The sequence below is a fragment of the Streptomyces sp. A18 genome (assembly GCF_059026065.1).
Window position 1 is genome coordinate 37,915 of sequence record NZ_JBWLKL010000008.1, and the last position, 13,142, is coordinate 51,056.

Consider the following 13,142-nt stretch of genomic DNA (forward strand, 5'->3'; position numbering starts at 1 on the left):
ACGTGATCCGCGGACCGGCCCACGTGATCCGCTGACTCCCTCGCGTCGAAGCCCTGTACGCAGGACACTTGTGACCGCAGGTGACTGCTGATCTCAGATGTTGCTCTCGGAGGGGGACCCATATGCGGGACAGCCATCGGGCCGAAGCCGAGCGGCTGTTGGTGCGGGCCGTGGAGGAAGAGGTGCGGCGCTCCGGTGGGCGGGCCGACGGGGGGCTGCTGCTCTCCCGGGCCCGGGGTGCGCTGGATGCCATGGGGCAGACCGCCGACGAGGAGTACGCCGCTTATACGCAGGCCGTCGACGAGGCGGAGGCCGGGCAGCTCTCCTTCGGGCAGCGGTATGCCAAGGAGGGCGCCGGAACTCCCCTGCTCGTGGCCGTCGTTGCGGCCGTCTCCGCGTGTCTGGCCGACCTCGTGCTCGGGACCGGCACCTCGACCGCCCTGGGCGCGGGCGCCGCCGTCGCCGTGATCGGTGCGGCCACCACCGTGCTGAAGGTCACCGCGTCCCACGTGCCCGAGGTCAGCCGCCGCGCCGGTGCGGCCGGCCAGCCGGGCGGGCCCGAGCAGCTGCGGCTGCAGTGGCTGACGGCCCTGGAGGTGCGGGGCATCCGGCCCTTCATCGACCAGCAGCGGGTGCTCCAGGCCTCCTCCGGCTCCGGCAAGAAGAAGGCGGCGCCCCAGCTGCGGGGCACGGACAAGAGCGCGGCGGCACGCAGGCGCACCGTACTGGAGCAGTCCTTCGCTCAACTGCCCGAGCCGGACGGGCCGTTCGCCGGGCGCCGCGCCGAGCTCGCCCGCGTCGCCCAGTGGGTGCACGCGGCGCGGGCCAGCACCGAGACCCGGCCCACCGTCGTCGTGCTGCACGGCGCGCCGGGCTCCGGGCGCTCCTCGCTCGCCGTCCGTGCCGCGCACGACCTGTCGGACCAGTTCCGCGGCGCCTGCGTCGTCGACCTGCGGGGCGAGAGTTCCCAGCCGCTGTCCACGCGGGACGCGCTCCTGCATCTGCTGAATCGATTGGGCGCCCCGCGCGAGCAGTTGCTGTTCCGGGAGCGGTCCTCGCAGGAACAGCAGGTGAAGCGGCTCAGCGAGCTCTACCACCAGTATCTGACCGGGCTCGCGGTGACCGTCGTACTCGACGACGCGTCCGACCCGGAGCAGGTGCGCACCCTGGTGCCCGAGCGCTCCGACAGCCTCGTCATCGTCACCGCCCGGGGGCCACTCGAACTGCCCGCGGACCTCCCGGCCTGGGTGCACCAGCTGCCGGTGGAGCCGCTGGACGCGGCAGGCGCCGAGCAGCTCCTGAGGGAGTCCGCGGAGGACGCCTCAGGGCCGTACGACGCCGAATCCGCGGACGCCGTGCGGGAGTTGTGCGGCGGCCTGCCGCTCGCCCTGCGCGTCGCCGGGTCCTCGATCGGCGCCCGTACCCCGCGTCAGCTCGCCGCCGATCTGTCCGCGTACGGCCCCGTTGAGCCCGTCGAGCGCGTCCTGTGGCTGCGCTACACCGATCAGACCGAGCCCGCGCGGCGCCTCCTGCGCAGGCTCGCCCTCGCCGGCCGCGCGTCCCTGGGCGCCGCTGCCGCCGCGGCGCTGCTCGGCGCCGACGAGACGGAAGCGGCCCGCCAGCTGGCCGCGCTCTCCCGCGCCGGGCTCGTCGACCACGTGCGCGGCAGCCGCTACCGCCTGCACGATCTCGTACGCGCCTTCGCGCTCGCCCGCCTCATCGACGAGGAGGAGCCCGCGGAGCGCACGGCCGCGCAGGAGCGGCTCATCGTCAGCTACAGCGAGCTCGCCGGATCGGTGATCCGCCTGGTCGACGGCAAGATGTCGACGCGGGCGGGCCAGTTCGACCGGCATGGCTTCTCCTCGCTCGAAGCCGCCCTGCGCTGGCTCGACGACGAGTCGAGCTTCATCACGGCGACGCTGCGGCACGCGGAGGGCGTCGACCAGGCAGCGGTCCTCAACCTCCTGGGGGCGCTGTGCGACTACTGCCTGCTGCGCGGCGACCTCTACCGCCTGGGCGAGATCAGCGAGCTGGCGCAGGCCGTCGACCAGGGTCTTCTCGTACGGAGCGTGCAGTGGCGCACGGGCATCGCGTCCCGCCAGCTCGGCGAACTCGACCAGGCGCGGACGACCCTGACGTCGGTCGTGGACCTGTACATGGAGGCCCACCAGGACGCGGGCGCCGCCCTGGCCCTGTGCTCCCTGGGGATCACGCTGCACCACCAGGGCAATCTGACGGAGGCGGCGGCACGCCTGAGCGAGGCCCTGGAACTGCAGGCCCCCGACGAGCTCGCCGGTGACCGTGCCTGGACGATGCACGCCCTCGCTGCGGTGGAACGCGACCGCTCCAACCTGAACAAGGCCCTGGGCCTCCTGGAGGCCTCGCTCACCCTGCACCGCGAGAACGACTCCCTGCACGGCGAGGCGTGGGCGCACTTCCAGCTCGGCCAGCTCTGCCTGCGCATGGGCGACGTACCGCGCGCGGAGGAGCAGCTGCGGGGCGCCCTCGACCTGTACGGGCGCACACGCGACGGCCGCGGCGAGGCCTGGGCGCTGACGCAGCTCGCGCGGGCCCGCCTGGTGGACGGCGACGCGTCGGCCGCGGTCGACGGCCTGCGGCAGGCGGTGTCCCGGCACCGCGACAACGAAGACGCGCGCGGCGAGGCGTGGAGCGCCTACTACCTGGGCCAGGCGCTGGAGGAGGCGGGCAGTCTTGACCAGGCGGTGCGCGAGCTGGAGCGCTCGCGGACGATGTTCTCGCGGATGCGGGACGTGTACGGCCTGGCCTGCGCGCGCCACCACTCGGCACGCGTGACCCGCGACCAGCGCGCCGCGCAGACGGGCTCGCTGCGCAACTCCGGCTTCGCGCGCCAGCTCCTGGTGGACGCCCGCGCCGACTTCCAGCGCATCGGCGTCGCGCACGGCGAGGCCTGGACGATGCTGGAGCTCGCGGTGGTGGACGCGGGGAACACACGCGCCCAGCAGGCGCTCGCCCTGTGCGACGAGGCCGCCGCGCTCTTCGCCTCGTACGGCGACCGCAGGGGCGAGGACTGGGCCCGCTTCCTGCGCTGCACCCTACTGCCGTACGGATCGCCCGGCGGCTGGGAGATCGGCACCGCCGTCGCCCAGGAGGAGCTCAGCCAGCTGGCCCGCGCCGGTCATCCGACGCGTGACGGGAAGCTGGCCGACTACATGGAGGCGTTCGGCCTCCTCCTGGAGCGCGGCGCCGACCTGGAGGCCGGCTGGCAGGCCTGGCGCCTGGGCATGGTGCCGAACCGTCACTCCCGAGAGGTGATGGGAGTGACGGTGACGACGGCGGGCTAGCCCTTGCGGGCCTCGGTCTCGGAGGGCTTGCTCTCTGAGGCCGTGCTCTCGCCGGAGGCACCGGCCGAGGACTCCGCGGGCTCCTTGAAGTCGACCTTCCGCATGTGCTTGTTCATCGACTTCATCAGCCCCCAGACGGCGAGAGCCATCACCGCGAAGACGATGAAGCCGAGAACACCCGGGGTCACCTTGTCATCGTCGACCTCTTTGGCGAGAGGGACGAGATGCGTCATTGCCAGATGTGCGTTCACGCTAGGCATTGTCGCGGATGCCCGCAAAGAGGTCGTCCTCGGGGAGGGATGTATCGACGAGCGACTTCGCGAGCTCGTACTCCTCCGTGGGCCAGACCTCCTTCTGGAGCTCCATCGGCACCCGGAACCAGCCGCCCTCGGGGTCGATCTGCGTGGCGTGCGCGATCAGCGCCCGGTCGCGGACCTCGTAGAAGTCGGCGCAGGGGACGTGCGTGGTCAGCGTGCGCTCCACCCGCTCGAACTCGTCCCAGCGCTTGAGCCAGTCCTCGTAGGGCGACTCCAGGCCCTTGTCGAGCATGGCGTGGTGCAGGGCCTCGGTGCGCGGCCGGTTGAAGCCCTGGTTGTAGTAGAGCTTCTGCGGCTGGTAGATCGGCCCGAACTCGCTCTCGGGGTACTTCTCGGCGTCCGCCGCACCGTCGAAGGCCACCATCGAGATCTTGTGGGTCATGATGTGGTCGGGGTGCGGATAGCCGCCGTTCTCGTCGTACGTCGTGATGACCTGCGGACGGAAGGAGCGGATCTGCCGGACCAGTTCCCCGGCGGCCTTGTCGACGTCCTCCAGTGCGAAGCAGCCCTCGGGAAGCGGCGGCAGCGGGTCGCCCTCGGGCAGACCCGAATCGACGAATCCGAGCCAGTCCTGCTTGACGCCGAGGATCTCGCGCGCTTCGTCCATCTCCTTCCTGCGCACCTCGTGGATGTTCTCCTGGATGTACTTGTCCCCCTGGAGCTTGGGGTTGAGGATGTCGCCGCGCTCCCCGCCCGTGCAGGTCACGACATGCACGTCCACCCCCTCGGACACGTACTTGGCCATGGTGGCCGCGCCCTTCGACGACTCATCGTCGGGGTGGGCGTGAACGGCCATCAGTCGCAGCTGCTCAGTCAAGACTCGTTCCTCAGTCATCCGGCGCCCTGGTCAATTCATGGCAATGGGCGGCTTCTATAGTGACGGAACCGGGGGGCGGAAAATTCCGGCATCCCCTTTTCCTGGAGGACGATCATGACGGCCGTGAGCGAGAAGCCCGTCGAGGGCCGATACGGCCGCTCACGCTCGGCCGACGAGCGCGCGGACCGCAAGCTGAAGATCATCGGCGGGGTCCTCGGCGTGCTCTTCGTCCTGATGATCGGCTGGTTCGGATACGACTACGTGTCCGGTTCGAAGGTCAGCGCCGAAGTGATCAAGTTCGACGTCGTCTCGGACAGCGCGGTCAAGGTGCACCTGGAGGTGCGCAAGGACGCGGACGCGAAGGGCTACTGCACCTTGCGCTCACAGGCCGAGGACGGCGAAGAGGTGGGCCGCAAGGACTTCCGCTTCGACCAGAACGAGGGACGGATCGACCAGGTCGTCACGCTACGCACCAAGGCGCGCGGGACGAGCGCCGAGCTGCTCGGCTGCCACTCGGACTGACGCGGGCCGCCCTGCGGACCGTCTACGGGCCGCCTGGGGGCGCCTGCGGGCCGCCCCAGGCGTCACACCGAACGCCCGACGTCCCCGCCGTACCGGCTCTCACCTGCGTTGACGTATTTCTGATGGCTTATGTCCTCCCCCTGGCGCGCCTGAATTGTTAGGCTCGTGGTTTCGCCCACCCGTGAGGGAACATCCTTCTGGGTAGGGCGATGCTTTGTATTCCCAGTACCTACGAGGAGCACCTGTGACCCAGACCAGCGAGAACGTCACCTGGCTGACCCAGGAGGCGTACAACCAGCTCAAGGCCGAGCTGGAGTACCTGTCTGGTCCCGCGCGCACCGAGATCGCCACGAAGATCGCGGCGGCGCGCGAGGAGGGCGACCTGCGCGAGAACGGCGGGTACCACGCGGCCAAGGAGGAGCAGGGCAAGCAGGAGCTCCGCGTCCGCCAGCTGACCCAGCTCCTGGAGCATGCGAAGGTCGGTGAGGCGCCGGCCGCGGACGGCGCGGTCGCGCCCGGCATGGTCGTGACGATCGCTTTCGACGGCGACGAGGACGACACCCTGGCGTTCCTGCTCGCCTCGCGCGAGTACGCGAGCGCCGACATCGAGACGTATTCGCCGCAGTCCCCGCTGGGCAGCGGCGTGAACGGCAAGAAGATCGGCGAGGACGCGCAGTACGAACTGCCGAACGGCAAGCTCGCCTCGGTGAAGATCCTCGAGGCGAAGCCGTACCAGGCCTGAGGCCCACGGCTTCTTCGGTCGATGCGAGAGGCCCCCGGCGCCGAGTGCGCCGGGGGCCTCTCGTGTGTCCGCGGTCGGGTCGTCAGGCCGTGGCCGAGCGGTACTTGCGGACCGCGAGCGTCCGGAAGACCACGATGATCAGGATCGAGTAGATCACCGAGGCCCAGACCGGATGCTGCATGGGCCAGGCCGACGAGGCCGAGACGCCGGGATTGCCGAAGAGCTCCCGGCAGGCCTGGACTGTCGCGCTGAAGGGGTTCCAGTCGGCGACGTGCCGCAACCAGGGCGTCATCTGGCTGGAGTCCACGAACGCGTTCGAGATGAACGTGACCGGGAAGAGCCAGATCAGGCCGCCGGAGGTCGCCGCTTCCGGGGTGCGCACCGAGAGGCCGATGAGCGCGCCGACCCAGGTGAACGCATAGCCGAGCAGGAGCAGCAGCCCGAAGGCGCCGAGTGCCTTCCCGATCCCCTCGTGGATGCGCCAGCCGACCAGGAGCGCCACGATCGCCAGGACCAGGAGGGTCAGCGCGGTCTGCACGAGGTCGGCGATGGTCCGTCCGGTGAGGACGGCGCCGCGCGCCATGGGCAGCGACCGGAAGCGGTCGATGAGGCCCTTGTGCATGTCGTCGGCGATTCCGGCCCCGGCGCCCGCGGTGGCGAAGGTGACCGTCTGGGCGAAGATGCCCGCCATCAGGAAGTTGCGGTAGATCGCGGGGTCCGTGCTGGCGCCGATCTTCATGGATCCGCCGAAGACGTAGCTGAACAGGACCACGAACATGATCGGCTGGATCAGGCCGAAGATGATCATCTCCGGGATGCGCGACATCCGGATGAGGTTGCGCTTGGCGACGACCAGGGAGTCCCTGACGGACTGGCCGATGCCGCCCGCGGGCGTGGGGCCCGCGGCGGGCTTGGTGACGATGCCGGTCACGGAGCTCACTTGTCGGCCTCCTTCTTGGGCTCGGGCTTCGCGTCCTCGACGCCGTTCCCCTTGGCTGCTTCGTCCACCTCGGCCACGTGGCCCGTGAGGGAGATGAACACGTCGTCCAGGGTCGGGCGGCGCAGCCCGATGTCGTCGATCTCGACGCCGCGGTTGTCCAGCTCGCGGATGACCTCGGCGAGCAGCTTGGCGCCGCCGGAGACCGGGACCGTGAGCTTGCGGGTGTGGCTCTCGACGGCGACCTCGCCCTTGCCGAGGCCGCGCAGGACCTCCGTGGCCGCAGTGATGTGCTCGCGCTCGTGCACCACGACCTCGACGCGCTCGCCGCCGGTCTGCGCCTTGAGCTGGTCCGATGTGCCGCGCGCGATGACCCGGCCGTGGTCGATGACGCAGATGTCGTGCGCCAGGTGGTCGGCCTCTTCGAGGTACTGGGTGGTGAGCAGCAGGGTCGTGCCGCCCGACACCAGCTCCTGGATGACCTCCCAGAGCTGCTGGCGGTTGCGCGGGTCCAGGCCCGTCGTCGGCTCGTCCATGAACATCACCGGGGGCGACACGACGAGCGCGGCGGCGAGGTCGAGGCGGCGGCGCATGCCTCCCGAATACGTCTTGGAGGGGCGGTCCGCGGCGTCGGCGAGATTGAACCGGTCGAGCAACTCGCCCGCCCTGGCCTTCGCCTCCTTGGCCTTCATCTGGTAGAGCTGGCCGACCATTTGGAGGTTCTCGCGGCCCGTCAGGTACTCGTCGACCGCGGCGAACTGGCCGGAGAGACCGATCGAGCGCCGCACTTCGTTCGGATGCTTCAGCACGTCGACGCCCGCGACGACCGCCCGGCCGCTGTCCGGCGTCAGAAGCGTCGTCAGACAGCGCACCGCCGTGGTCTTGCCCGCGCCGTTCGGCCCGAGGAGGCCGAGCACGGTGCCTTCCGGGACATCCAGATCGACGCCGTCCAGAGCCTTTACGTCGCCGAAGGTCTTCACGAGGCCTTCGGCGTAGATGGCGCCTGGCATGTGGGTTCTCCCAGTGGTTTGGGTGACTTCCTGAGGAAAAGCTTAGATTTACCGGAGCATCAAGCGCCCGGCGACCAGTGACGTGAGACACACCATAACGCGATACATCGCGTCTCTTCAACGGGATGAGCGAAGCCTGTGGACAACGCGAGATGAAGCCTGTGGACAACGCAAAATAGCGGGGAACGGCGTCGCATGTACGGGTTTTTCCGCGGGCCCGCCCCAGGGGCCGGCCGTCAGCCGATGACGGTGTAGCCCGCCTCGCGCAGGGCCGCGCCGACCTCCGTGCAGTGCTCGGGACCCTTGGTCTCCAGGTGCAACTCCACCTCCACCTCCGTGAGCCCCAGGCGCGGATCGATCCGCACATGGCCCACGTCAAGGACGTTAGCGTCCACCACTGACAACACCCCCAGAAGCGTGGCCAGCGCCCCTGGACGGTCCGTGAGGCGCAGCCGCAGCGACAGATAGCGGCCGGCCGCCGCCATGCCGTGACGCAGGATCCGCTGCATCAGGAGCGGGTCGACATTGCCGCCGGACAGGAGCGCGACCACCGGGCCCTGGAAGTCCCGCGGCCGGCTCAGGAGCGCCGCTACGGGGCTCGCGCCCGCGGGCTCGACGACCATCTTGGCCCGCTCCAGGCAGAGCAGCAGCGCGCTGGACAGCTCGTCCTCGGAGACGGTGACGACGTCGTCGATCAGGTCCTCGATGATCTGGAACGGCACGTCCCCGGGGCGTCCGACCTTGATGCCGTCGGCCATCGTCGCCGGGTTGTCGATCGACACCGGGTGCCCGGCGGCGAGCGAGGGCGGGTAGGCCGCCGACCCCGCGGCCTGCACGCCGATCACCTTGACGTCCGGGCGCAGCGTCTTGACCGCCACCGCGATGCCCGCGGCAAGACCGCCGCCGCCGACGCCAAGGACCAGGGTGCGCAGCTCGGGGCACTGCTCCAGGATCTCCAGGCCCACCGTGCCCTGCCCCGCGATGATGTCGGGGTGGTCGAAGGGGTGGATGAAGACGGCGCCCGTCTCGCGCGCGTACTCCTGCGCCGCGGCCAGCGTCTCGTCGACGACCTGACCGTGCATCCGCACCTCCGCGCCGTACTCGCGCGTCGCCGCGACCTTGGGCAGCGGGGCGCCCACCGGCATGAAGACCGTCGACCGCACGCCGAGCAGGGAGGACGCGAGGGCCACGCCCTGCGCGTGATTGCCCGCGCTCGCGGCGACCACACCGGCCGCGCGCTCCTCGGGGAGCAGGCCCGCGATCCGTACGTACGCGCCGCGCAGCTTGAAGGAGCCCGTCCGCTGGAGGTTCTCGCACTTGAAGTGGACCGGCGAACCCACCAGCTGCGACAGGTGCCTGCTACCTTCCATCGCTGTCACCCTGGACACGCCCAGGAGCATCTTCTGGGCGCCACGCACGTCGTCGAGAGTGACCGTCGGCAAGGAGTGAGGCGTGCGGTAGCTCATGACCGCAAGTCTCCCAGTTCACACCAGGGTCCTCCTGCGGTGACCACGTGCCGAGACTGGTTTGCGCAGCGCCGGTACGCCTCGCGTCCCGGCCGCGTACCCTGTCCCCCAACCCATCGCCCTCGCATGAAGTGAGCCCCCGGCCATGCCCACAACTCCGGACATGACGACCGCCAGCGATCCCGGCCTCCTCGACACGCTGCAGCACCAGGTGGCAGTGTTCGCCCGCCGTGCGGAGCAGACCCGCCTCGGCGGCGTAGGACAGGTCCGCAACTCCATGGACCGCGCCGCATACCTGCTGCTCAACCGCCTCGACAAGGAGGGGCCGATGGGCGTGAAGGCCCTCGCGGCGAGCATGGGCATCGACTCCTCGACGGTCACCCGGCAGGTCGCCCCGCTGGTCGACACGGGTCTCGTCAAGCGCACGTCGCACCCCGAGGACGGCCGCGCCGTGGTCCTCCAGCTGTCGCCGCGCGGCGAGGCACGCCTCAACGAAGTGCGGTCGTCGCGGCGTGACCTGATGGCCGAGTTGACGGAAGACTGGTCCGCGGAGGAGCGCGAAAGCTTCTGCACGCTCCTCACGCGCTTCAATTCCGCGCTCTCCGCCCGCCAGACCTCGCAGTCGGCTCCGGACGCGCCCGCTTCCTGACTCCCACGGGCGTCCGGCGGCATCCGACGGCTCCCGCGGCGCCCGCCTCTTGACCTGGGCCATGTGCCTGGCCTCATATGAGACCGGGGGCCCGTCCCCTCCAGGCGGGAGGCGCGGTGCGCGAGCGGCAGGCGTTTCTGGACGCCCGCCGGGCCCGGGAGTTCGAGGCATTCGTCGCGGGCGCGGCAGGGCGGCTGCTGCATGCCGCCACGCTGCTCACCACCGAACCGCCGGACGCCAACCCACGCGCGCGTGCCCTGCTGACGGCGTCCCTCGCGCATTCGTACGCGGTCTGGGACCGGATGCACGGCGAGGACCCGTACGACCGCACCCGCCAGCAACTGGCCATCCGCTTCGCACGCGGGGCCTGGCGGCGGCACCGCGGCCACGGCGGCGTCCTGGCCGGGCTCACGCCCCAGGAGCGGCTGATCGTCGTGCTGCGGCTGTACGAGGGCGTCGCCGAGGAGCAGACGGCGGCGCTGCTCGGCCTGCCGACCGACCGGGTCGGGACGATCTGCGCCCGCGCGATGGAAACGGTCCTGCACCCGCCGCGCGGCCCGGCGCCGACGCGTCCCCTGGGGGAGGCGGCCCCGTCATGAGCCAGTACGACCGCAAGGAGAACGCGGTCCGCGACCTCCTGGACCACGGCACCCCGCCCTCGGTCCCGGCCGAGCTCTACGAAGAGGCGGTCCGCCGCGGCGGCCGCATGCTGCGCCGCAGGAGGGCGCTGCGGCGGCTGCTGTGGCTGCTGCTGCTCGTGGCGGCGGTCACGTTCGTGGTCTGGGCGTCGGTCGAGCAGCCGTGGGTGGAGCCGCCGTCGGAGACGACTCCACCGCTGACGCGCTGGTGACCGCGGGGCTTCCCCTGCCCAGCCCGTGCCTAGCCCAGCGCCTGCTGCAGGTCGGCGAGCAGATCGTCCGCGTTCTCGATGCCCACGGAGAGCCGCACCAGGTCGGCGGGGACCTCAAGGGCCGAGCCCACCACGGAGGCGTGCGTCATCCGACCCGGGTGCTCGATCAGGGACTCCACTCCACCCAGCGACTCGCCCAGAGTGAACAGCTTCGCGCGGTCGCAGACGGCGACCGCCGCCTCCTCGCCGCCGACGACCTGGAAGGACACCATCCCGCCGAACGCCTTCATCTGCTTGGCGGCGGTCTCGTGACCGGGGTGCTCCGGAAGCCCGGGGTAGAGAACACGCGTCACGCGCGCGTGCCGCGTCAGCATCTCGGCGACCTTCGTCGCGTTCTCGCTGTGCCGGTCCATCCGGACGGCCAGCGTCTTGATGCCGCGCAGGACCAGCCACGCGTCGAAGGGCCCGGCCACCGCGCCCATCGCGTTCTGGTGGTACGCCAACTCCTCGCCCAGCTCCTGATCGCCCACGACGAGCGCGCCGCCCACGACGTCCGAGTGCCCGCCCATGTACTTCGTCAGGGAGTGCACGACGACGTCCGCGCCGAGCGAAAGGGGCTGCTGGAGGTAGGGACTCGCGAAGGTGTTGTCGACGACGAGGCGGGCCCCCGCCTCCTTGGCGACCTGGGCGACGGCGGCGATGTCGGTGATGCCGAGCAGCGGGTTGGAGGGGGTCTCCACCCAGATCGCCTTCGTACGGTCGGTCACCGCGGCCCGTACCGCCGCGGGGTCGGAGGTGTCGGCGACCGACCACTCGACGCCCCACCGCGAGACGACCTTCGCGAAGAGCCGGAACGTGCCGCCGTACGCGTCATTGGGGATGACCACGTGGTCACCGGGGGCGAGCAGCGTACGCAGGAGGCAGTCCTCGGCGGCGAGACCCGAGGCGAAGGCGAGCCCGCGCCTGCCGCCCTCAAGTGCGGCCAGGTTCTCCTCCAGGGCGGTACGGGTGGGGTTGGCGCTGCGGCTGTACTCATAGCCGCCGCGCAGCCCGCCGACGCCGTCCTGCTTGTACGTCGACACCTGGTAGATCGGCGGGACGACCGCGCCGGTGAGCGGGTCGGCGGTGTTGCCCGCGTGGATCGCGGCGGTCTCGAAACTCTGACTCCTGAACGTGTCACTCATGTGGCCAGAGCCTAGTCCTGGACGGGGAGCGGGCAGACGAGTTCGGGACTGGTTCGCCAAGTGTCAGACCCGTCTGGTTCGCTTGAGGCATGGAGATTCTCTGGGCGCTGATGGCAGTGATCATGATCGGGGCGGTCCTGGGCCCGTTCCTGCTGCGCAGGCGCGGCGGAATCCGCCAGGTCGCCCCCGGTTCGCCCGACGCCGCGGACCCGGCGGACTACGGCTTCGCGCGCCAGGAGGAGCTGGACATCCGCATGCCGGGCCCGGACCACGACCTCCTGGACGTCCTTGACGTCGTGCAGCAGTCGCACAGCTGGAACGCGGCCTCGCAGCTGCTCGCGGGCACGGAGGTGCACGGCGAGGTGCGCTGGCAGCGCGTGCAGGCGTTCGCGGGCGCGGCGTCCCTGGAGCTGCAGCAGCATCCCGGCGGGGTCAGCGACCAGCCGGGCGGGCAGTGGCTGCGGGTGTGGCGGGCCGAGGCTCCCAAGGACGCGGGCGGCGCGGCCGTGCACGCGGAGTTCCTGGTCCAGCAGGCCTGGAGGTCCTCGCAGTCCGGGACGGACGAGTTCCGGATCATCCTGGAGGAGGCGAAGGAGGCCTGCGCGCAGGCGGCGCTGCTCTCCCCCGGGGACCCCGTTCCGTACATCATCGAGCTCTCCATCGCCCGCGGCCTCGCGTACCCGCGAGAGGAGTTCGAGCAACTGTGGCTGAAGATCCTGGACCGCGCGCCCGCGCACATGGGGGCGCATCTGGCGGCCCTGCACTACTGGTGCGAGAAGTGGCACGGCTCGCGTGAGTTGGCGACCGAGTTCACGGAGGCCGCCGCGGCCCGCGCCCCCAAGGGCTCGCTCCTCTCCGCGCTCCCGCTCTTCGCGGTGTACGAACACCTGCCGGACGTGAATCTCGTCCGTGGTTTCTACGAGAGCGAGGTCGTCAGGAAGGCGGTGGAGGGCGCCCTCTTCGCGGTGCACTCGGCCCGCCCGGACGACCCGATGCTGGCGCATGTCCGGCACCTCCTGATCTTCTTCCTGGTCCGCAGCGAGCGCTGGGCGGAGGCGATGAACCAGCTGATCCACGTGGACGGCCACGTGGGCGCCCTGCCCTGGACCGTCTCCTCGGACCCGGCCGCGGACTATGCGGTGTACCGCGCGCTTGCGGTCGCGGGGTACGAGGCGAACGGCGGCAGTCCGGCGACGCTTTCGCACTAGCGGTCGCACTGGCTGTCCCATTGGCTGTCCCATTGGCTGTCGCACTGGGCGGAATGCGGTTTCCGCCGAGAGCGTTGACAGGAGAACCGCAGTCCCCAAGCACAAATGCCCGCCTCG

At 70.7% G+C, this 13,142-nt stretch carries 13 protein-coding genes; 7 read left to right on the forward strand and 6 right to left on the reverse strand.

The window, feature by feature from the left end:
• Positions 1-122 precede the first annotated feature (122 nt).
• Positions 123-3,323, forward strand: coding sequence for a tetratricopeptide repeat protein (locus AC5P1C_RS15430; protein WP_493866386.1), 3,201 nt, complete (start codon positions 123-125; stop codon positions 3,321-3,323).
• On the opposite strand, the gene AC5P1C_RS15435 is transcribed toward AC5P1C_RS15430, so the two are convergent.
• Together AC5P1C_RS15435 and mca are read right to left on the reverse strand one after the other, a co-directional pair.
• Positions 3,320-3,583: a hypothetical protein gene (locus AC5P1C_RS15435; protein ID WP_493866387.1), complete on the reverse strand. Its 264-nt coding sequence runs from the start codon at positions 3,581-3,583 to the stop codon at positions 3,320-3,322. The genes AC5P1C_RS15430 and AC5P1C_RS15435 overlap by 4 nt on opposite strands.
• Complete coding sequence (gene mca / locus AC5P1C_RS15440; protein ID WP_493866388.1) at positions 3,576-4,457, reverse strand: mycothiol conjugate amidase Mca; 882 nt, start codon at positions 4,455-4,457, stop codon at positions 3,576-3,578. Before mca ends, AC5P1C_RS15435 begins: the two co-directional genes overlap by 8 nt.
• 114 nt (positions 4,458-4,571) lie before the next feature.
• On the opposite strand from mca, the gene AC5P1C_RS15445 reads away from it, so the two are divergent.
• On the forward strand, positions 4,572-4,979 hold the full coding sequence (locus tag AC5P1C_RS15445) for a DUF4307 domain-containing protein (RefSeq protein WP_493866389.1): 408 nt from the start codon (positions 4,572-4,574) through the stop codon (positions 4,977-4,979).
• Between the two features lie 244 nt (positions 4,980-5,223).
• Positions 5,224-5,721, forward strand: coding sequence for a transcription elongation factor GreA (gene greA / locus AC5P1C_RS15450; RefSeq protein WP_493866390.1), 498 nt, complete (start codon positions 5,224-5,226; stop codon positions 5,719-5,721).
• Between the two features lie 82 nt (positions 5,722-5,803).
• Here greA and AC5P1C_RS15455 read toward each other — a convergent pair whose 3' ends face one another.
• The 3 genes from AC5P1C_RS15455 to ilvA form a co-directional block, all read right to left on the reverse strand.
• On the reverse strand, positions 5,804-6,652 hold the full coding sequence (locus tag AC5P1C_RS15455) for an ABC transporter permease (protein ID WP_493866609.1): 849 nt from the start codon (positions 6,650-6,652) through the stop codon (positions 5,804-5,806).
• A gap of 5 nt (positions 6,653-6,657) precedes the next feature.
• On the reverse strand, positions 6,658-7,668 hold the full coding sequence (locus tag AC5P1C_RS15460) for an ATP-binding cassette domain-containing protein (RefSeq protein WP_493866391.1): 1,011 nt from the start codon (positions 7,666-7,668) through the stop codon (positions 6,658-6,660).
• A gap of 236 nt (positions 7,669-7,904) precedes the next feature.
• Entirely contained in the window at positions 7,905-9,134 is a 1,230-nt protein-coding gene (ilvA, locus tag AC5P1C_RS15465; RefSeq protein ID WP_493866392.1) for a threonine ammonia-lyase, read from the reverse strand.
• Between the two features lie 145 nt (positions 9,135-9,279).
• Here ilvA and AC5P1C_RS15470 point away from each other — a divergent pair, with 145 nt between their 5' ends.
• The 3 genes from AC5P1C_RS15470 (at position 9,280) to AC5P1C_RS15480 (ending at position 10,633) form a co-directional block, all read left to right on the forward strand.
• Complete coding sequence (locus tag AC5P1C_RS15470) at positions 9,280-9,783, forward strand: MarR family winged helix-turn-helix transcriptional regulator (RefSeq protein WP_493866393.1); 504 nt, start codon at positions 9,280-9,282, stop codon at positions 9,781-9,783.
• Positions 9,784-9,899: 116 nt separating this feature from the next.
• Positions 9,900-10,382 (forward strand): sigma factor-like helix-turn-helix DNA-binding protein, encoded by a 483-nt coding sequence (locus AC5P1C_RS15475; protein ID WP_493866394.1) that lies wholly within the window; start codon positions 9,900-9,902, stop codon positions 10,380-10,382.
• Positions 10,379-10,633, forward strand: a complete 255-nt coding sequence (locus tag AC5P1C_RS15480) for a hypothetical protein (protein WP_493866395.1) — start codon at positions 10,379-10,381, stop codon at positions 10,631-10,633. The genes AC5P1C_RS15475 and AC5P1C_RS15480 overlap by 4 nt, the downstream gene beginning before the upstream one ends.
• Before the next feature lie 29 nt (positions 10,634-10,662).
• Here the strand turns inward: AC5P1C_RS15480 and AC5P1C_RS15485 are convergent, their stop codons facing one another.
• Entirely contained in the window at positions 10,663-11,817 is a 1,155-nt protein-coding gene (locus tag AC5P1C_RS15485) for a cystathionine gamma-synthase (RefSeq protein ID WP_493866396.1), read from the reverse strand.
• An 89-nt stretch (positions 11,818-11,906) separates the two neighbouring features.
• On the opposite strand from AC5P1C_RS15485, the gene AC5P1C_RS15490 reads away from it, so the two are divergent.
• A complete protein-coding gene (locus tag AC5P1C_RS15490) occupies positions 11,907-13,025 on the forward strand; it encodes a hypothetical protein (RefSeq protein WP_493866397.1) in 1,119 nt (372 codons plus the stop codon).
• The last annotated feature ends 117 nt before the right edge of the window (positions 13,026-13,142 follow it).